The sequence below is a fragment of the Streptomyces sp. NPDC107559 genome (assembly GCF_055657365.1).
On sequence record NZ_JBVKBD010000002.1, the window covers coordinates 373,972 to 394,128 of the forward strand.

A 20,157-nucleotide genomic window follows, 5' to 3' on the forward strand; every position below is an offset into this window, starting at 1 on the left:
CGTGCAACGGAGCGCACGGATCGTGCCGCGGTTCACGCGGATGCCCCTCACATACTCGGTCACTCAAGAGACCGAGACGACCCGATAACACGCGGAGGCAGAGTTCCATGCGGACGTTCGTCTACACATCCCACCCCGCTCGGGTGGTCTTCGGTGCCGGCACGGTCGAGCACCTCGGCTCGGAGGTCGAGCGGCTCGGCCGCTCCCGGGTGCTGCTGCTGTCCAGCGGGTCCCGCGCGGCGGCCTCCGCGCGGGTTCGCCAGGCACTCGGCGGCCTCCTCGTGGCCGAGTTCGGCGGTGCGGCCATGCACACCCCGGTGGAGGTGACCCAGCAGGCCCTCGACGTGCTCGAAGCGGCCTCCGCGGATGTCATCGTCGCCGTCGGAGGCGGTTCGACCACCGGCCTGTCCAAGGCGCTGGCGGTGCGCACGGGACTGCCGCAGGTGATCCTGCCGACCACGTACGCCGGCTCCGAGGTGACCCCGGTCCTCGGCGAGACCCGGGAAGGCCGCAAGGTCACCCGGTCGTCCCCGGACATCCTGCCCGGTACCGTCGTCTACGACGTCGACCTCACCCTCACCCTGCCGCTGTCGCTGACGGTCACCAGCGGCGTCAACGCGCTCGCCCACGCCGTCGAGGCGCTGTACTCGGCCGACGCGAACCCGGTCACCGACGGGCAGGCCCTCGACGCGATCTCCCGCATCGCCCGGGCACTGCCCCGGCTCGCCGCCGACCCCGCCGACCAGGAGGCACGTGCCGACCTGTTGCACGCAGCCTGGCTCGCCGGGACCTGTCTCGCCACCGTGGGTATGGGCCTGCACCACAAGCTCTGCCACACCCTCGGCGGGAGCTTCGGTCTGCCGCACGCCGAGACGCACACCGTCGTCCTGCCGCACGCCATGGCCTACAACGCGCCCGCGGTGCCGGACGTGATGCGCCGCATCGCCGACGCCCTGGGCGTGCCCGACGCCCCCAGCGGCGTGTACGACCTGATCGCCTCCCTGGGCGGCCCCACCTCGCTGCGCGACCTGGGCATGCCGGAGTCGGCTCTGCCCCGCGCGGCCGAGCTGGCCACCTCCACGCCGTACCCGAACCCGCGGGAGCTGACCGCCGGGGGCATCGGGGAACTGCTGGCCGGCGCCTGGCACGGGCGCCGCCCCGAGGGTCCCCCCTCCACCGAGGCCCGGCTGGCCCGTCTCACCGAACGGGTCGTGGCGAGCTTCGACCAGGCTTCCGACCAGCGCGTCCGCACCCTGCTGAGCGACCTGGTCCGGCATCTGCACACCTTCGTCGCCGCCAACGACGTCACGGAGGACGAGTGGCAGTACGCCATCGACTTCCTCACCCGCACCGGCCAGATGTGCAGCCCGACCCGCCAGGAGTTCGTGCTGCTGTCGGACACCCTCGGCGTCTCCAGCGCCGTGGATCTGCTCACCAACTCCCGTACGCCCGACACCACTCCGTCGGCGGTGCTCGGTCCCTTCTATGTGGAGGGCCCGCCCGAGACCGCCGACGGCGGGGACATCTCCGCGGGACTGCCCGGCGTACCGCTCTGGGTGGACGCGCGGGTCACGGACACCGACGGCAAGCCCGTCGAAAGCGCGGTCGTGGACGTGTGGCAGTCCAACGCGGACGGCTTCTACGACGTCCAGCTCCCGGAGCTGGAAGGCCCGGTGCTCCGCGGCCGGCTGCGCACCGACACCGAGGGGCGGATCGCCTTCTGGTCCATCCTCCCCTCGGAGTACCCGATCCCGGGGGACGGGCCGGTCGGGCAGATGCTCGACGCGATCGGACGCCACCCCTACCGCGCGCCCCACCTGCACTTCATGATCGACGCGCCGGGCCACCGCCGGCTCGTCACCCAACTGTTCGTGTCGGGCGGCGCCTACATGGACAGCGACACCGTCTTCGGCGTCAAGGACGAACTCATCGTCGACTTCGCGCCGCAGACCGGCCCCACCCCCGACGGCCGCCGGATCGACGGCGAGTGGCGCCGGCTCGATTACACCTTCCGTCTCGCCCCTCTGGCCGGATGACCGGGCGCGCCCACCCATGACCACGCCCGAGACGCACGACACGTACGACACCGACGCCCTCGTCGTCGGCAGCGGCCCGCCGGACGGTGACCCCGGCGCCGTGCCGGCGTACGAGCTGCGCGGCGAGCATCCCGGTCAGATGGTCGACGCACGCGCGGACCGAGGGTTCCCAGGAGCACAGCATGCCCTCCAGGACAGCCCATATAGCTGAAAGATAAATCAGATGCCGCGGCATCGAGAGGCGGCCGGATCACTGCACGACGCCCTGGACATCACCGCCAGGTACGCACACGAGAAGAGGGCCGCGACCGTCAGGTCGGGGCCCTCTTCTGCGTATCTCAATGATGGTGGGTCGTTCACGAAATCCCTTGACCAGGCACAACGGGGCTAATCGATGTTGAGGTTCCCGCAGGCCTCAAGATCACTACCCGAAAGTATGCACATGCATTTTATTGATGGGATGCACCTACGCCCGTGAGGTAGTGAGGGCCTTCCCCGCCGAGTCGAGGGGGTGAGACTCCCCTCGGCTACTCGGTGGGAAGCTTCACTCGTCGTCATCCCCTTCATCGAGGTCGAAGTCGAAGGCCAACTGGCCCGACAAAGCGTCGTCCGGCGCGGTCGCAGCCCGAGGCTCCGTCGGGTCCAAGGCCTCCTCGATCTCGTGAGGCAGAGCGTAATCGTCCGCGAGCCGCGCAAGGTGGAGGATCAAGGGCAGAGCCAACCCCTCGCGACCAGCACGGTAGTCCTCGCTGAAGCGCTGCTGGTGGACGAACGCGGCCCATGGTTCCGCGTCGTCACCGGGCTGAAGGCACGCGACGGTCAGTTCGAGGAGGTCCGGGTTCCAGGCGTTCGCCGTCGGCCGGTAGGCGTTGTTGCCCGAGGCGTTGGTGTGCGGAGTGAGTTTGGCGTCGTCGTTGGTGAGGTTCGGCTGCGAGCCGGACTTGCCGGTCGTGCTGTAGAAGACGCGGCCCGAGTCTCCCCGCACCCCAGGCCGCCACAGCCCCATCGCGATGCCCCCACTCTGCTTGCCCTCCAGCCCGGGAGAGAGTTCCTCCGCCTCGGCCCAGCACTGTGCCGTCTCGTCCCGGCTGCCGTCGGCGATCCGGATGACACGCAGCTGCTTGCCGTAGAGACCGATCCGTTGGGCGAGGCCTCCGTCGAGGCCGAACCTGTCCCGTTCCAGACCGTCGTTCCTCAGCCACGGCCATCGCTTGCGGACGTCCTGGGCGTGGGCCAGGACGAGCGTCGGGGTGCTGCGCAGTTGTGCGAGGGTCTTCTTGACGAAGGCCGCCATGAGGACCGACTGCTCCGCGCTGTTCTTCCTGCCTTCGACCCTTCCCGTCAATGACTTGAGGAGTTCGGGGTACGGCACCCATGCGTGCATGTCGGCCGACTTGCCCAGCACGCATTTCGCGCCCGGTCGGATGAGCACCGCGATCGGCGTGAACTGCTGCTTGCCCGTGGGCCCGTCAAGGCGGCGTTCCACGAGGTGGAAGGCCACCTGGTTCAGGTTCGCGGGGATGAGCGTGTCACCGAGCGTGTGCTGAGGCACCAGCCGCATGCCGGTCTGACGCAGGCCGTCCGACCAGGCCGCGGCGGCACGCAGACCTGTATCAGCGAGAGCCTCCTCCGTCTCCGCATCAGGGTCCGGTGGACGGATGAATTGGGTCACCAGGCCTGCGTCCGCGCAGCCGAGGCGGATCGCGTGCTTGGGGTCGGTCCGTCGCTTGGCGTGGCGGAAGGCATCCTTCCCGTCGAGTTCCACGAAGGCCAGCCGCGCCCCGGGGACGGCTTCCCGCAGGGCGGCCATGGCACGCGCGACACCGATACGGCGCTCCTCGATGGCCTTGTCGTGTTCCTGCCCCCGGCGCGGCACGCCGTCGCCTCCCATCGGTGCACCGAGAGCGCCCAGTGGCCGCGCGTGCAGCCGGACGGTCAGCTCCTCCGCCTCCCACACCCAGGTATCGGGACCCTGTTCACGCCGGTGCCCGGCCAGCCTCAGCCTCGTCTCCGCCGCTGCGATCATCTGATCGCGGATGACGTCGCTCTGGTGGAGCACGACCGCGGTGAGGTCTTCCCCTTCGAGAGCTTCGGCCAGGCGCGCCCGCAGAACCTGAGCGTTGTGGGCCGCGTTCAGCTCACGTTGGTCCAGGATGACCGCGCGCTCTTCGGGATCCTTCTCTTCCATGTTCTTGGGAATGGACGGCAGCTGCTTGAGCTGCTTCTTGGGCGGCCGTGCGTACGCACTGCGCTCGAGCTTCGGAACGGGGACGAACTCGGGAGCGATCGTCTGTTCCGCCCACTCGATCAGCCGTCGACGTTCACTGGGCATCAGTCCGGTACCGATCGTGTGCCTTCCCATGGCCGCCTGATGCCCGATCGCGATCTGGGCACCGTCTCGGCCGTGGATCCAGTGGTCGGCCTCCTTCACCAGCCGGTCCGGGGACGGCAGTGCGTCGAGTGCGCTGATCCCGGCGAGCATTCCTTCTGCTCCCCCCTGACGCCAGTCCGTGGCACCGTTCTTCCACTCCAGCATGGCGACGGCGAAACGCTGCGGCTGCGGGCCGTCGTGGACGAGGGAGTCGTCCGGGAGCAGGTACGCGGACACGCCCTTTCCGTACGGCATGTAGACCTTGCCGGTGACGAACCGACGCACACCGGCGGCCACGTGGACGCGCGGGACGGGTGAGAAGGGAACGGTGCGCACGGTGATGCGGAGGGTCGCCGCGTAGTAGGCCGGCTTGCCGTCGCCGCCACCGCGTCGCCCGGGTACGTACTTGATCACGTTCGACATCAGCTCGGCGCCCCCGCTTCCCTGCCCTCTGGCCCCCGTGCGGCCGGCGACCTGTCGGAACGACAGCTGCTGCCCGTGGTGTTCGTACGGTCCCTGGCGCGCGATCCTTTCGGCGAGGACGTCGGGAAGCAACCGGTACACGTGGGGCGCGGGCAGAGCGGTTCCTCCGGGCGACACCTTCTGCTCGAGGAGGTCGACCTTGCCGGGCCGCCAGCTGAGAGTCGCGGTGTCGAGGTCACGAAAGCAGTTCATCAGCAGGGCCGTGGTCTCGGGATCGCCGGCATCGCGCGGGAGGCTCTTGAGCCAGGTGGCGATGTAGAGGTTCGTCACCGCCATCGGGTACGCGTCCTGGCAGTACAGCCAGGGGTTCTCCGAACCGAACCGTGCCGTGGAGTCGACCGTGACGACGTCCGGCGCAGTGGCGCGCATCAGCTGGTTGACAGCCGCTGTGGGTACGCGGCGCCGTCGCTCGGCCTGCCCCTCAGTCATTTCGCCGTGGTGGAGGCGCAGGAGTGGTTCCTCCCAGTGGGCGGGCAGGGAGAGTGTGTGCATCGGGACGACGAAGGGTCCCCGTGCCTGGTCGGGCAGGTACGCCGCCGGACGGTTGTACTGGTAGGCCATGGTGTCGGTTCTCCTCGGAGCATGGCGTGAAGTCTTCGGACGCGACGCGAACACGTCGGGGGTGCGGTGTGGTGACGGATGCCGTCAGCCCATGTCCACCAGGGCGCGGTAGAGCGGTTCGTACAGTTCACGAACCAGGGACTTGTCGATCGGGGCAAGGTGCCGCTCCGCCGTGTTCTCGTCCTCGAAGAAGGGGGCCAGCACCTCACGCATACTCGCCAGCAGACTGGTGTCGGGGGTGTCCGTGTCCTGGAATCCGGCTTCTCTGGGAGAGAAAGCCGCGTCCACGAAGACCACCCGGGCCGGCACGCCGCCGCGCACCAGACGACCGATGACCTGCCACATGACGACGAGTTGGTCCCAGGTGAACGCCGTCTTCTCCTCGTCCCGCAGGCTGGACCAGGCCAGCCGCCGGGTGAGGAAGCGGTTCCACTGACGGCGTGCGCGGCTGCGGAACGCCATGGCCGCCTGGTCGGGGGTGGCGGCGGCGAGCGCGTTCTGCCGGAAGGACCCGTCAGTATCACGGAGTTGGCGTACGGCCCAGTCGTTGATGGACTGGATGGCGAGCGCGATGTCGTCGGGCCGAGGGTGTGGGCGTGCCAGGAAGTAGACCGTGCCGATGGCCGCCTTGCCATCGCGCAGGACGATGTTGTGTCCCCGCTCCACGGCGAGCAGCGGCGCGACGAGAATGTCGCCGCCGACCGAGGGGAATGTCTTCACGTCACCGCGGGGCAGCGTCCGTGCGGCGGCGTCCTCCGGCAGTCGGGTCCAGGCGGTGTCGGAGTCTGCGTCGTCGGACACGAGTCGGGTGACGCGGCCGTTCCACTCGGGGATCTGGTTGAGGTACTCGGCGGCCCGACGTGCCTCGTCGTAGCTGCCGACGAGCAACAGGATGCGGCGGCGGTCCGGATCGTCGATCTCCTTCAGTTCGGCGTCCAGCATGCTCTCGGCGTCGGGCAGACTCCGGTCGGGCACCGCGAGCTGGTGCAGCATGTGCAGAAGGGCCTGTGGCCGTTCTTCGGGGTCGCAGCCGGACAGGCGCAGCGGCTTGGGCCGGTCGTTTCCGGGCCAGTACAAGAACTCCTTGCGGAACTCGCTGCCCAGGACGGCTTCGACTTCCTCGTCGTGAGGACGCAGAACCGCACCGACGTCGGCGTGCACGTGGTACCTGCTCGACGTGCCCGCCCAGCTCGTTGCGGACATGAGCAGGACATGCGGGCCCGGGCGGCCGTCCACGGCGCACAGGTCACCGAGCCGCATGAGCAGTTCGCGGCCCACGCCGTTGCAGTGGAAGAAGCGGAGTTCACCGCTGCGGTCACCATCGCGCTCACGGTCGTCGTGGCGGAACTGGAAGCCGAGCACGTTACCCATGGGCGACTCGGGGATGACCGCCTCGTAGTCCTTGGGGGGCCTGCGGGAGAGCACATTCGAGGCGCTCTCGAGATTGAGGGCGGCCTCGACGCGCGGCCACAGCGTGGTCATGAAGTCGAGACGGCTGTGCAGAGCGGCAAGGAGCAGGGTGAACTCGAAGCGCCGGGCTTGAAGGTCGGCGTCCGCGATCACCGTGCTGTCGTCTCCGACGATGTCGGTGAGGGTGTCGCGCAGCCTCTCACGCGTCCGTGCTCCCTGGGGCGCGTGCAGAAGTTCCAGGGCGAGGTGGACGAAGGTGTTCACCAAGGGTGTCACTTCATCGTCGTCTCCCGTGCTCTGTTGCTCGTGCAGCGGGTCGTCGCGGAACCGGCCGAGCGCACCGTCCAGCGTCCGGGCCGCCGCAAGCGGGCGTTCGCCCTCCTTCCGCCCCGGGAACCAGCTGTCCAGCAGCAGGTTGTGGAGGGTGAAGGCGCTGAAGTAGTCGACGCTGATCCACCGTCTGAGTTTGTCGTCCTTGACGAGCAGGGCGAAGAGGCGGTCGGTGGCGGCGCTGACCGTGTTGACGGCGTTGGTCCAGTCGTCGACGTCACGGGCGGACAGCTGGAGCCGGCCGTCCCGGGCCATCTGCTGAAACTTGTGGACGGCGACCTCGTCGAACCAGGAGTTCGGAGCCTTGCCCACCAGAGTGCTGGCCGGCGCGAAGGCCGTGTCGAGCTGCATCTGGACCCGGTCTGCCTCGTCGACGATGATCAGGTCGCTGAGTCGGCACGCGAGTTCGAGGTACCGGAGCTGTTCCTGGTGCTGGTGCAGCGGGACGGAGCTGTGCACGAGACCGGCCGGGGTAGCGACCCACACCTGCGCGTCGACCAGATCACGAGCCCCGCGGTGGCGCGGACAGCGGTTCCACAACGGGCACAGTCTCCGCTGCGGCTTCGGGCCTTGTGCGTCACGCTGCGTGCTGTACTCCTCGTCGAGGAGGGGATCGCCGTCCGTGGCCTGCTGCTCGGGGACGGTGTACAGCGTGATGCACGGTGCTTCACGGACGCCGAGCGGGCGGCGGGCTTCCAGGCCGCGCAGCACGTCGACGGGGCAGGCGCTGCTGAGGTAGGCGAAGCCCGCGTGGTCGTGCCCGAGCATGGTGGCGGCACCGGCCGTGGCGGTGCGGCGATGCAGCCGGTTGATGTTGCGCTCCCTGGTGGAGTGCCCGAGGATCGGCGCCGCCCGCACACCGAGCCGGTCGAACTGCTCCACCACGGCGAGTGTCTCGGCCACGTCGCCGACGACGATGGTGACCCGGCGGGGTGTCCGGGTCACGAGGTGGTAGGTCAGGATGTCCCGGAGGGTGGACTTGCCGGCTCCCACCATCCCCACGAGGTGCAGCAGCCTGTCGATCCTCAGCCGTCCCTGTTCGGTGAAGCGGCCGAGTTCCGCGTCGCGCACGAGCAGTTTCACCCGCCGGAGCCGCCCGGCCCAGCCGTTGCGCGGCCCCTCCGGCGCCGTCGCCTCGACGGCGTCCATCTCGTCGGCGGCCTTCTCGAGCTCTTCCCAGGTGACGTCGACGGGCTCTCCACGCCCGGCCGGTGGTGCGTCAAGCGCGTGGGCGCGCGGCAGGGTGTCCGTCAGCAGTTCCTCGTCGAACACCACGGAATGGGTACGGTCCTGCACCCGGAAGGTGTGCTCTCCCTCCTCGGCGAACGGAATGGACCGCGTCGCGAATCGCGGAGCGGTGCTGAGCAGTTCTTCGAAGATCTCGAAACGGCGTGCGGCGCGCGACGGCTCGCGACGGCTCGGTACGGAGCCGGGTCCGTCGATGTCGTATCCGCGCAGGTGCTGGGGGACCTTCAGGTAGTCGGTCAGCGCCTCCGACCAGGCGTGCCGTCGCCGCATGTCCCACAGATAGTGGCGGGCGCGCAGAACGCGCAGCCGCTGTTCGTCGGTGCGGACGTCTCCGAACACCTCGCTGTACGGGTAACCGCCCAGCAGCGGCCAGACATCGGCGGCCGTGCGGGTGGGGGTCACGCCCTCCAGGAGGTACAGGCCCAGTTCGACGTCGAGAAGGTCGCCGGGGCGGAAGCTGCCGAGGTTCGCCGGCCACACCTCGGTGAGCTGCTGCGGCGAGCAGCGCCGGTGCCATCCTCTGCGGTCACGCACGGCGTCCTCCTTCGGTACGCGGGTCCCCCGCCTGGTCGCGCGGGGCGGAGATCTCATCGGCGACCAGCCGCAGGAAGGCCCGGTCGTCCAGCAGGGTGACCCGATCGGCCAGGTTCTCCTGCAGGTTGCGGCGGAACTGCCGCCCGTACGCCTCGTTGTCACGGAAGCGGTAGCGGGGCACGACGAGGAACGCCCGGTCGTACGGCGGCTCGTTCCTGAACGACGTGAGGGAGCGCGCCAGGAGAACGGGGTTCACCCGGTCCTTGACGTCCACCGCCCAGTGCCGTCGCCCAGGCAGGGGGACACGCAGGTCATACGCGTCGTAGTTGGGCCACATCTCGGCGGTGATCCCGAACTTCTCCTCCAGGGCGGTTTGCAGATCGGTCTCCGCGAGCCCGGGGCTGGTGATGAACATCCGCAGGGGGCGGCTGAGCTGGAAGACCCCGCCTTTGTCGGCACGGAGCGGCGCGCCTTCGTCCGAGGTGCCGTCGCGGCGGCACCGGTCCAGTTCGCAGCGGTGGCCGCCGTGCAGCAGCGGCACCATCAGGCAGCGACAGCGAACGCACTGCCGGTATGTGCCGCGCTGCAGATAGGAGGCGGGCACGGGCTCGTAGCAGCGCTTGATCACATCATGCAGCAGCATTCCGCAGTCGGGATCGCCGCCGAGCAGCGCCAGCTCAGCGCCGGTCAGCACAGGCCTGGAGGTGAGCAGGGCCCGGAACGCGGTGTAGGCCTGCGGGGCCTTTGCCGCACGGCACACAGCGATTGCTTCCCGGATGCGTTCGTTCTCGAAGAGCTCGGCGGCCGGGTCGGCCGCGCTCACCTCCCACTCCAGGCACAACTGGTGCGGCAGCCGGGTCTCCGGATCGACGAGCAGGGCCGCTCCGGGAAAGTTGTCGGGCGGCAGCTTCAACGGCCATTCTCCCAGATGCCGTTCAGAAGCCCAGCGGACCATCTGCGGCACGCTGCCCGGCGGTTCCTCGCCCCGGCACAGGCAGTGCAGGACGAGCCGGTTGTATGCGTTCTGCACCTTCGCCGGGTAGACCGGGTTGGGTACGGTCCTCTGCCGGGACAGACACGCCAGGGCGCTGGCGATCTGTCGGAGCAGCCCCTCGTCCGTGCCGACGGCGTCCTCGGACCGGGTGTCCCTCATGTCGGTCGTGGTCACGCCTCCCCCTCTCTCGCGACGACGCCGTCGGGCGCGGCGCTCGGACACCACCGGGAGACCGGGCAGGACCGGCAATGCGGTCCGGGGCGGGCGTCCCATGTCTCGTCCTCCCGCCACGGACCGGCGTACTGTCGCAGCACCGACAGCGCCTTCCGCTGTCGGCCGGGGTCCGTCGGGTCGATCATGTGCGGATCGGAACCATCCGGCCGGAGGATCTCCACCTCGACGCGCGAGCCGTCCGGATCGCCGCCCAACGCGCCCTGAGCCAGGAGCGTGACCGCCAGGGCGAGTTGGGGGTAGGTGTCGAGAGGATCCTCGTGGTGGCGGCGCCGTTTCCGTGTCGTCTTGAGCTCCCGCCATACCCATGAGCCGTCCTCCTGGTAGAGCAGGTCGGGTTTGGCGATGACGACGGCCTGCGCCGTGGTGTCGTGGACGACTCGGAGGGCTTCGGGCTCGACCCGCTGGATGAGTGCGGCGTCCTGGAAAGGACAGGCGTCGACGTGGTGGAGCAGCATGTGCCGGCCGGTCGCGGCATCCTCGTCGGAGACCCGCCAGCGTCCTTCTGCCCAGTTCTCGCCCTCCGGGGGCATGTCGCCGGCCGCGCACGGCGGCCATCCCGGGCGCCGGTGCAGCTTTTCGATCCAGCCGTGCACCGCCTGGCCGAGCCTGGCCGCGCTGCCGTACTCGTCGGACTTGGGCAGGTGCAGGGCGCGGAGGAACCCCTGGGCGGGGCAGGCCGCGTGATAGCGCAGATCGCTGACCGACACCTTCCTCAGCGGTGCCGCCCTCGAGGGAAGGCCGAGGACGCCCGGCCTGCGCGGCACGGCCTCGCAGCCCGTGAACTGCTTGCAGTCGACGCAGGATGAGCCGGGTGCCGGCCTGCCGCCCGCCACGACACGGGCCACGTGCGCGTGCCCGTGCTCGGCGTAGTAAGCCTCGGCTTCCTCGGCCGTCCCGTCGAACTGCACGCGCGGCCGTCCGTCGGCGAGCCCGACTTCGACGACACGCACCTGCTCGGGCCGGGCGGTGGGTCCATACGGCTGGAACGCGCGCGCCCACTTCCGCGGCCAGGCTGCCTGGCGCCCGTGAACGGCCACGTACACGGCGATGGCGATCTCGCCGGGTTCGGAGTCCTTGGCCTCGCCGTGCCGCAGCCGTCGGTACTCTCGCAGTCGTCCGTCGGCCGACTCGTACCTGCGCCACCAGGCGTACATCTCCCAGAACTTGCCGTTCTCCCGCTGGGCCACCCAGTACGGACGGACCGGCCGCAGCCGCTGCTCACCGTCGCCGACACGCGCTCGCACGTACGTGCGGAGGGCGTGCTCGGCATACACCAGGTGGCCGGGATGAAGGGCGGGGGTGCGGGAGCGCAGCCCTGCCAGGGCCTGGCCGGGTGTCTCACCGTGAAATTCGACCCGATCGACGGCGTCCATCACCGGCCCGAGTGTGAACGTTTCGAGCTCCGGCTTCGGAAGCCGGAGACGCCGGGCCGGCCAGAGACCGGGCCGAGCCTTGGCCGCGGCGTGCGAGGGGCAGGTGTGCTCCTCGCTCCCACTCGTACCGGGCCCCACGCGCACGAGGCCGTCGTCCCCCGTCAGCCAGTGCGGCTTGTGCCATGCCGTCGTGTCGTGACTCATTGCCTCCCCCTTGTCTCGGAACAAACGGCACCCTTCGGTCCGGCCGGGTGCGCCGCCGCATTCGACCGTAGCAGGTAATCTTGGAATTCATTGGAAGTTCTTGGCATAGGTTGGTTGCTGCGCTAGGCTGCCCTGCATGGCGGCATCACTGGAGGAACTCGAGCAGCGCCTGTCCCACCTGCGCACCGAGCTGCGCGGCGCCGTGCGCGCACGGAACAAGGCCGAAACCGCGCGCATCCGTCGCGCGCTGCGCGAGGCCGAGGCCGCCTGGGAGCACGCCCTCGAGACCGAGGCGGAACCGGACGGCGAGGCACTCCCGGCCAAACCCCCGGCCCCGCAGGCGTCGGCAACCACAGGCGCACCACGCCGGACGGAGCGTCCGGCGCACGGCTCCATCCCGATCCGCGAACAGGTCCACCAGGCACTCACCCTGCTGGGCGCCCCTGCCTCCCCGAAGCTCATCTCGTCCACGTACGAGGCGTTCTTCACCGAGTCGCTGGTCGCCACCAAACTCGCGTCCCTCCGCCGCGACGAGGAGCGTTCCTTCACGGCACAGGGCTATGCCCGCCCGTACTACATCTGCGCAGCACTGACCCACGACCGCCTGGTCCCCGCACGCGGACTCCTGACCTTGTCCACCTGGCCCGTGGAGCGGCGGATCATCGGCCCGCTCAGCCCGCGCGCCGACTTCCTCACCCATGCGGTGGGAACCGCCGAGCAGATCCAGCGACTCACCACCGCGGGGCATCCAACCCCCGACGCGGCCTGGCGGCTGCTGCGCCGTTTCGCCCTCACGATCCCGGGCGCCTACGACGCTGCGGCCCCGGAACCCGACCTCGCCCGCGTGATCGCGGCCGCCCACGCCGAAGCGGCCGTCCACCAGCAGGAGGACGACCAGCAGCGGCAAGCGGCCGCGCAGCGCGCCCGTACCCAACTCGCCGACATACAGCAGCTGTTCGGTGCGGCACCGATGCGTGACGCCCTGCGCGACGCGAGTGGGACCCTGCCCTGACGCCCCCTTCCCGACAGGGATGACGTCAGACGCCTCGCACGCCGGTGAGCTCCTGAAGACGTTCCCGAAGACGTTCCCGAAACAGAGACGATGCCCTCGCAGCAGTCCGAACCTCCCGACGACCGACTCGCACGGCTGCGTGGACCGCAGCCCCCTCAGCCGTACACCGCTCGCAAGATCACCGCCCTGACCGCCAATCCCGCCTGCGCCCGCCGCGCCGTCCTCGACGCCGCCGGTGTGGACAAGGCACTGCTCGCCCAGCAGGTCGGATACGAGCCGCGCTTCGGCCAGTCCCCCTTCGCCCTCGCTCGCGAACAGGCGTTCCACAGCCTCGTGAAGTGGGGCAGCTACGCCGAGCTCATCCGGCTGCTGCGCGAGCAGCTCTCCGTCCCAGTGGCGGAGGCCCATGTCACCGACCTCAACGAGGTAGGGGGTAACACGGCCCTGCACCTGCGCGAGCGGGAGACCCGCCGCCTCCTCGCGCACGTGGCCTCCGGCCAGGACGTACGACTCATCCTCGACCGTCCCGTGCTCACCCTCGAAGTCGCCGGTCAGACGGCGTACTTGGAGCCGGACGCGCTCACCCACCGCATCGGGGGGAAGTTCCACGTCGTCCTGATCCGCTCGTTCGCGGCGATCGACGGCCAGGCCAATCCGACCGCCGTCGCCGAGGCGGCCAAGCAGGCCGCGGTGTACGTCCTCGCCCTGCACCGGGCCTTCGGGACCGCCGGCCTGCCCACCGAGCAGATCTCCCACGAGTTCCTGCTCGTCTGCCCCAAAGACTTCTCCAACCGGCCCTACGGCCGCCTGATCGACCTCCGGCAGGAACTCGACGCCCTCCAGTTCCAGCTCTCGCGGCTGCGGCGCGCCGAGGACCTTGCGGCCCAGCTCCCCGAGACGGCGACCTTGGACACGACCCGAAGCACGGACGAACTCTCCTCCTCCATAGAGGCGTTGGACGCGTCGTACACACCCTCCTGCCTGTCCTTCTGCGAGATGGCCCGCTACTGCCGCGACGAGGCCGACGGATGCGCCTCGCCGGCCCGCCTGGGCAGCGGCGTGCGCAACGACCTGCCGGGCATCGACTCCACCCGCACCGCGCTCGACTACCTGGACGGCGTCGCCGCGCCGGGAGAGGCCGAGACGGAAGCCGCCGACCTGCTGCGCGCCGCCGCCCGGCTGCGCCGACTCCGCCGGGGGGCCGCATGAGCGTCCTGTCCACCGTCGCGGCGCTCACGGCGTCCCGCACCGGCCGTGCCGAACCGCTGACGACCGTCCGCCACCAGCACCTGGACGAGAAGCCGTTCGTCCTGGTGCCGCTCACCCTCGCCGGCGAGGCGTGCGCGCCCCTGGCCGCGCTCGCGGGTACAGACCCCGAGCACCCGACCCTCCTGACCGTCCGCCAGCCGCGCAACCGCGCCGAACGCTTCCGGTTCGCCGAGCGCCTCGCCGCCCTCCTCCTCGCGTACGTCGACGGGTGCCGGACGGAGACCGAGCCCTACACCGTCGGCCGCGGTAAGGAGAAGGAGGAACGCCTGCGCTTCCAGCGGGCCCCACAGCTCCTTGTCCCGAACGGCGAGGGCATCGCGTACGTGCGCCTGCTCGGCCGGCTGACCAGACTGCGCGCCACCGAGGGACCGTACGCGGTCGGCCCGTCCGTGCCGGCCCTCGGCAAGTGGCTGACCTGGTTCGCGGACCTGGCCGAGTTCCCGGATTCCGGTGTGCTGCTCGCGATGACCCGGCTGCTCGCCGCCAACTGGGCCACGGGCCAGAGTTCTTCCGAGGACTCCCACCTCGCGTCCCTGCTCGCCTGGATCGATCCGCCGGAGGACGACGACGGCGCGCGGGCGGCACGGGAGGCGGAGGACCCCGCCGTGTGGCCGCCGGCCGGTCCGTCCACCGACCCGGTCTTCGACCGGACCCTGCACGAGTTGATGACGCGCTACGACGAGGCGTCCGACGACCGCGGATACGAGGCGGTCGGCCGCCAGATCGACCGTGAGCTGAACGGCCAGATGCTGCCCACCTGGCGGCTGATGTGGCGCGGCGTGGAGCTGCTCCGCGAGCTGCCGGAGGGCGCCCACGTCCCCGGCCGCCGGGCCCTCGACCGGCGCTGGTTCTCCGAGTACGCCGAGTACCTGGACGCCGACGGCCACCCGCAGGCCCGCCGCGACCAGGCCGTCCGAGCCGCCCGCCGCCTGGCTCGGCTGGAGGACGCGGTCACCCGCTACGAGGCGCAGCGCGCGTACGACGACCCGCTGGTGATGGCGGAGTACGAACTGACCGGCGAGGCGTTCACGGGCACGGTCATGGCCAGGGACGAGGACCGCTTCGTCCCCGGCGACCGTCCCGGCTCCCAGGTGTGGCGTCCGACGATCGTCCTCCGTACCGACACCCGCGTCGCCCTCGCGGTCGGCACGGAGGTGAAGTCCCCCGCCCGGCCCGGCCAGGAGGCCCGCATCCTCGAAGTCGGTCAGAAGGACGACGACGGCCACACCGTGGTGCTCCAGCTCAAGGGCGGCTTCGCGAGGAAGCGCACACCGCCGGCACCGCCCGGCACCCTCGCGGAGACCGGCGAGGAGCTGACGTACACCACGCTCAACCCCACGGCCATGCCGTCCGCCCTGCCCGACGAGGCGAACACCCCATGGACCCACGGCGGTCCGCCGCAGCCGTACGAGCCCACCGACGAGGACGCAGAGGAGACCTGGGAGTGACCGCCCTCCTTCCCGACATCGGGGAGCCCGAAGCCCTCACCCCCGGCGAGCGCGCGGACCGGGCGGTCGGGGAAATCCTGACCAGCCTCGACACCGCGCCCGGCCGGGGCGTCGTGGTGGACTCGCCGCCCGGAGCCGGGAAGTCCACGCTGGTGGTGAAGGCCACCGGGCACCTGACGTCCGCAGGCCACCAGATCATGATCGTCGCGCAGACCAACGAGCAGGTCGACGACCTGGTAGACCGCATCGCACAGAAGTATCCCGGCCTGGCGCTCGGCCGTCTCCACGCCGGCGGCCACATCCTCCCGCCCCGTGTCACTCGGCACCCCAACGTCACCGGGAGCAGCCAGGTGACGGACCTGCGCGACCTGCCCGTCGTGGTGTCCACCGCGAAGAAGTGGTCGTTCGTCACGCCGGACAAGTGCGCGCCGTGGCGGTGGGCCATCGTCGACGAGGCGTACCAGATGCGCTCGGACGGGCTCCTGGCGACGGCCCCGCTGTTCGCCCAGGACGACTCGCAGGTCCTCTTCGTCGGCGACCCCGGCCAGCTCGACCCCTTCGCCACCGTGGAGTCCGACCGCTGGCACGGCCTGACCTGGGACCCCCTGCGCAACGCGGTCGATGTCGCCCTCGCCCACAACCCCGACCTGCTCCGCCACCAGCTCCCCGTCTCCTGGCGACTGCCGGAGACGGCGGCGCCCCTGGTAGAGCAGGCCTTCTACCCCTTCTACCGGTTCGTCCCCGGCACGACGACACCGGAGCGCGTGCTCTCGTACGCCAGCCTGCCCCACGGCCCCGGCCCGCTGGACGACGTCCTCTCCCGGGCCGCCGACTCCGGCTGGGGCCACCTGGAACTCCCCGCCCGCCACACCCTGGACCAGGATCCGGAGGTGGCGGACGCCCTCGCAGCGACGGCAGCCCGGCTGCTGGAGCGCGGCGCGCTGGTCAACGGGGAGCCCCTGACCGCGGATCGCATCGCGATCGGCACGGCACGCACCGTCCAGGCGGACGCGGTCCGCTCCCGCCTCGCCGCCCGCGCCCTGACCGACATCACCGTGGACACCGCCAACCGCCTCCAGGGCCGCGAGTTCGACGTCACCCTGGTCTGGCACCCGCTCTCCGGCCGCCAGGACGCCTCCGCCTTCCACCTGGAGACGGGCCGACTGTGCGTCCTGCTCTCCCGGCACCGCTTCGCCTGCGTCGTGGTGGCCCGCGCCGGCATCCGCGACCTGCTGGACCGGCATCCGCGGAGCAGTCCCGTGTACCTGGACGTACCACCGAAGTTCCCGGACGGGTGGCGGGCGCACCAAGTGGTCATGGGGCATCTGGAGCGAGGGGAGCACAGAGTGAGGGCCACGTGATCACAGGGCGAATGGGGTCATTGTCGGTGGCACGATGCACGGTCCGCGCAGGTGTGGCGTGAGGGGGATGTCCAGAGCGTGGCAGCAGTGACATAGGGCCCGATCATCAATTCGCCATACGCGGAGCCGACCTGGCACCGGGAACTGGATGAGCGGGGCCAGCCGACCGGCGAGAAGGCTCCCGGTCGCCGCCCCAGCAAAACCTAAATGCCTGTACCGCGCGCCCGGGCAGATCGACGAGGAGGCGCTGGCCACCCTACTTCACCACGAAATCGCGTTCCTTCCCCAAACCCGAGTCCGGCCGCATCACGGTCAAGGTCGTCAACTACTACGGCGACGAAGTCCTCAAAGCCATCAAGGTCTGAGACCACCCAGCCCACCACCGGCCTCATACACAGAGGCATCAGTCAGTTCCGGGGGAACAATGCCGTTCACGGATGCCCAGCGCACCGCCATCAACACCCACGACGACAACCTCCTCATCGTCGCCTGTGCCGGTTCCGGTAAGACGGAGGTCATCTCGCAGCGGATCGCCGGCCTGATCGGGCGGCCCGATGTGCAGCCGAAAAACATCGTCGCCTTCACCTTCACAGAGAAGGCCGCCGGTGAATTGAAGGAGCGTGTGCACACGAGGATCCGTGAACTCCACGGCGAGGTACACGGCCTCGCTGAAATGTACATCGGCACCATGCACGGCTACGCCCTGGACCTGCTGCACAGCCACGTCCCCGAGGCATTCAAGTACAACGTCCTCAACGACGTGCAGACCCGCCTGATCATCGACAAGTACAGCACCCGCTCCGGACTGACCACGACAAACGCGGTCGTCAGAGGCATCGAGAAGCCCCTGCGGCGCTGGGTCAACTCCAAGCTGTACCAGCAGGTCATGTCGATCCTCCGCGAGGACGACGTAGACCTGGAAGGGCTTCGCCCGGATGTCGCGGACGGGCTCGACAAGTACACGGAGCTCCTCAGCGACCGCGCCTACTTCGACTACACGGCGATCCTCCACAACGCCGTCGTCCGGCTGAACGACGACGACGGTGACGAGTCCGTCCTGGACCTTCAGCGGCACGTCAAGGAGACCGTCAAATACGTCGTCGTTGACGAGTACCAGGACACCAACCCAGTCCAGGAACAGCTGATCCGCGGGCTCACCCGCCACGGCGCGAACCTCTGCGTGGTCGGCGACGACGACCAGACGATCTACCAATGGCGCGGCAGTGCTGTCGAGAACATCCTCACGATCGAAGGCCGCTACCCTGACGTCCACCGCGTCACCCTGAACGAAAACTTCCGCTCCAGTTCCGCCATCGTCGATCTCGCACGCCACGTCGTCGAGCAAATCCCTCCCGGCGAGCGTCTCAACAAGGCAATGACGGCCGCGGGCCACCAGAACTTCGAGCGCGGTGACCTGTTGGCGCTGGAGTTCCCGGACACCGAGGCCGAGGCCACCTGGCTAGTCGACCGTATGGAGCGGCTGCGTGGCGTCCCCTTCCAGGACCGGGAAAGCAGTGAGCCACGCGGACTCGACTGGTCCGACTTCGCCGTCCTGTTCCGTTCCGTCAAAGCCGACGCCGGACCCCTCGTCGAAGAGCTGCGCCGTCGTGGCATCCCGTACGTCATCAAGGGCTTGACCAAGCTCTTCGAGACCCCGGAGGTGCAGGCGGCCGTCACCTGTTTCCGCTTCACCGCGGGGCTGGCCGACGAGCAGGACGTCGTCGATGCGTGGGTGGACGCCGGCGTCGGGCTCGCGGAGGGCGACGTCCGTGCCGGGCTTCCCGTACTTGCCGCCGCCACGCAGTGGGATGCTTCCAAGCCCTGGGACTCCACCACACTCCAGGGCGTCTTCCTCGAGTTCCTCGAAGCCGTGGAGCTGCGCGAGGAGCGCGTCCCGAACGAGCGGGGCGAACTCGTCTACTACAACCTCGGCTGTTTCTCCACCGCGATCGGGGACTTCGAGCGCATCCACCTCACCAGCGAACCCCAGCAGCGGTTCGACGCGTTCGCCAAGTGGGTCGAGCACCAGGCACCCGACTATTACGAGGAGTCCGACGGGGACAACGGCTACGCCCAGCCCAACGCCGTCGTCATCGCCACCGTCCACCAAGCCAAGGGCATGCAGTGGCCCGCGGTCTTCCTGCCCGCCCTGCGCAAGAACACCTTCCCAGCCTCAGGCCGGGGCGGGCTCGGCGTCTTTCACGTGGTCGAGGAGGACCTCGTCCCCGGCGCGGCCCGCTACCGGGGCACCGAGGCGGACGAGCGGCGTCTCTTCTACGTCGCTGTCACCCGCGCCCAGAAGTACCTGGCGCTCGCCTTCGCCCCCAGCGACAAGCGCACCGGCAAGAAGCGCTCGGACTTCTTCAACGAAGCCACGGGGGTCCACACCGTCCTAACCCGCGAGGTCGTCCCCTCCTCCGGTGACCGGCTGACGCCGGCTCCCAGGCGCGGCACCCCCGACGTCGTCATGTCCTTCTCAGACCTGAAGTACCTCTTCGAGTGCCCGTACTCCTTCAAGCTCCGCCTGCTCTACGGCTTCGACTCGCCCCTGCAGAAGGAACTCGGCTTCGGCAAGTCCCTGCACGACGTCATGGCCGAGATCCACAAGCGTGCCATCGAGGGCGATATCGCCACCCCCGAGGAGGCGGAGGACCTCGTTGACCGCCACCTCAACCTTCCGTTCGCAAACAAGGCGGCTGCCGACCAGCTCCGCCCGGCAGCCGAGACGGCCGTCCGGCGATACCTGGAGCGCCATGGTGCGACCCTGCATCAGACGCGGTACTCCGAGCAGCCCGTCGAAATCCACCCCGTCCCTGGCGTCACAGTGACCGGCCGTGTCGACCTGATCAAACGACTGGATACGAACGAGACGTCGGTCGTCGACTTCAAGTCCAGCGAACGTGCCCAGGCCGAGGACCTGACCCGTGACCAGTTGCACCTGTACGTACTCGGCTACCGGGAGCTCACCGGACAGGACGCGGACGTCGTCGAGGTTCTCAACCTCGACAAGGCGGGACGTGACACCCGCGAGATGGTGGACCCCGAGGTCATGACCGACCTTGGCAAACGGGTTACGGAGGCGGCGGATTCGCTGCGCACCAACCGGCTGTCCCGCCGGGACAGCTGGTGCGCGACTTGCGCCAGCTGCGACTTCGCGGGCATCTGTCGCGACCGCGAAAGCTGACGGTTGCTCCCCTCCTGGCCCGTGCGAGGGCAAGGGCCAGGAGGATGCCCGAACGGGTGCAGTCAGGGACTCGTCTCCGTCCCTACGAGGCAGACAGCGCTGCCC

General features: G+C 69.6%; 11 protein-coding genes. 7 read left to right on the forward strand and 4 right to left on the reverse strand.

The annotated features are described in order from the left end of the window. The first annotated feature begins 107 nt into the window (after positions 1-107). Together ACZ7OY_RS08345 and ACZ7OY_RS08350 are read left to right on the forward strand one after the other, a co-directional pair. Entirely contained in the window at positions 108-2,036 is a 1,929-nt protein-coding gene (locus ACZ7OY_RS08345; protein WP_471910657.1) for a maleylacetate reductase and hydroxyquinol 1,2-dioxygenase domain-containing protein, read from the forward strand. 16 nt (positions 2,037-2,052) lie between these two features. Continuing rightward, positions 2,053-2,247 carry a hypothetical protein gene (locus ACZ7OY_RS08350; protein WP_471910658.1) on the forward strand — a complete coding sequence of 65 codons (195 nt, stop codon included), beginning with the start codon at positions 2,053-2,055 and terminating at the stop codon, positions 2,245-2,247. A 333-nt stretch (positions 2,248-2,580) separates the two neighbouring features. Here the strand turns inward: ACZ7OY_RS08350 and ACZ7OY_RS08355 are convergent, their stop codons facing one another. The 4 genes from ACZ7OY_RS08355 to ACZ7OY_RS08370 form a co-directional block, all read right to left on the reverse strand. Next, positions 2,581-5,451, reverse strand: coding sequence for a pPIWI_RE module domain-containing protein (locus tag ACZ7OY_RS08355; protein ID WP_471910659.1), 2,871 nt, complete (start codon positions 5,449-5,451; stop codon positions 2,581-2,583). 84 nt (positions 5,452-5,535) lie between these two features. Next, positions 5,536-8,973 carry a pPIWI_RE_Z domain-containing protein gene (locus ACZ7OY_RS08360; RefSeq protein ID WP_471910660.1) on the reverse strand — a complete coding sequence of 1,146 codons (3,438 nt, stop codon included), beginning with the start codon at positions 8,971-8,973 and terminating at the stop codon, positions 5,536-5,538. Next, positions 8,966-10,141, reverse strand: coding sequence for a pPIWI_RE_Y domain-containing protein (locus tag ACZ7OY_RS08365; protein WP_471910661.1), 1,176 nt, complete (start codon positions 10,139-10,141; stop codon positions 8,966-8,968). Before ACZ7OY_RS08365 ends, ACZ7OY_RS08360 begins: the two co-directional genes overlap by 8 nt. Beyond that, positions 10,138-11,778 carry a PD-(D/E)XK nuclease family protein gene (locus tag ACZ7OY_RS08370; RefSeq protein WP_471910662.1) on the reverse strand — a complete coding sequence of 547 codons (1,641 nt, stop codon included), beginning with the start codon at positions 11,776-11,778 and terminating at the stop codon, positions 10,138-10,140. Before ACZ7OY_RS08370 ends, ACZ7OY_RS08365 begins: the two co-directional genes overlap by 4 nt. 136 nt (positions 11,779-11,914) lie before the next feature. Here ACZ7OY_RS08370 and ACZ7OY_RS08375 point away from each other — a divergent pair, with 136 nt between their 5' ends. The 5 genes from ACZ7OY_RS08375 to ACZ7OY_RS08395 all read left to right on the forward strand — a co-directional run bounded on the left by ACZ7OY_RS08375 (position 11,915) and on the right by ACZ7OY_RS08395 (position 20,052). Beyond that, positions 11,915-12,790, forward strand: coding sequence for a hypothetical protein (locus ACZ7OY_RS08375; protein ID WP_471910663.1), 876 nt, complete (start codon positions 11,915-11,917; stop codon positions 12,788-12,790). 90 nt (positions 12,791-12,880) lie between these two features. Continuing rightward, a complete protein-coding gene (locus ACZ7OY_RS08380; RefSeq protein ID WP_471910664.1) occupies positions 12,881-13,999 on the forward strand; it encodes a hypothetical protein in 1,119 nt (372 codons plus the stop codon). Beyond that, entirely contained in the window at positions 13,996-15,507 is a 1,512-nt protein-coding gene (locus tag ACZ7OY_RS08385; protein WP_471910665.1) for a hypothetical protein, read from the forward strand. The genes ACZ7OY_RS08380 and ACZ7OY_RS08385 overlap by 4 nt, the downstream gene beginning before the upstream one ends. Then, positions 15,504-16,868 (forward strand): AAA family ATPase, encoded by a 1,365-nt coding sequence (locus ACZ7OY_RS08390; protein WP_471910666.1) that lies wholly within the window; start codon positions 15,504-15,506, stop codon positions 16,866-16,868. Before ACZ7OY_RS08385 ends, ACZ7OY_RS08390 begins: the two co-directional genes overlap by 4 nt. A gap of 424 nt (positions 16,869-17,292) precedes the next feature. Further along, complete coding sequence (locus ACZ7OY_RS08395; protein WP_471910667.1) at positions 17,293-20,052, forward strand: ATP-dependent helicase; 2,760 nt, start codon at positions 17,293-17,295, stop codon at positions 20,050-20,052. Positions 20,053-20,157 lie beyond the last annotated feature (105 nt).

What these genes read in the sequence shown, in the direction of transcription:
- ACZ7OY_RS08345 (WP_471910657.1), top strand. Translation starts at nt 108, where the DNA reads ATGCGGACGTTCGTCTACACATCCCACCCCGCTCGGGTGGTCTTCGGT.
- ACZ7OY_RS08350 (WP_471910658.1), top strand. Translation starts at nt 2,053, where the DNA reads ATGACCACGCCCGAGACGCACGACACGTACGACACCGACGCCCTCGTC.
- ACZ7OY_RS08355 (WP_471910659.1), bottom strand. Translation starts at nt 5,451, where the DNA reads ATGGCCTACCAGTACAACCGTCCGGCGGCGTACCTGCCCGACCAGGCA.
- ACZ7OY_RS08370 (WP_471910662.1), bottom strand. Translation starts at nt 11,778, where the DNA reads ATGAGTCACGACACGACGGCATGGCACAAGCCGCACTGGCTGACGGGG.
- ACZ7OY_RS08375 (WP_471910663.1), top strand. Translation starts at nt 11,915, where the DNA reads ATGGCGGCATCACTGGAGGAACTCGAGCAGCGCCTGTCCCACCTGCGC.
- ACZ7OY_RS08380 (WP_471910664.1), top strand. Translation starts at nt 12,881, where the DNA reads ATGCCCTCGCAGCAGTCCGAACCTCCCGACGACCGACTCGCACGGCTG.
- ACZ7OY_RS08385 (WP_471910665.1), top strand. Translation starts at nt 13,996, where the DNA reads ATGAGCGTCCTGTCCACCGTCGCGGCGCTCACGGCGTCCCGCACCGGC.
- ACZ7OY_RS08395 (WP_471910667.1), top strand. Translation starts at nt 17,293, where the DNA reads ATGCCGTTCACGGATGCCCAGCGCACCGCCATCAACACCCACGACGAC.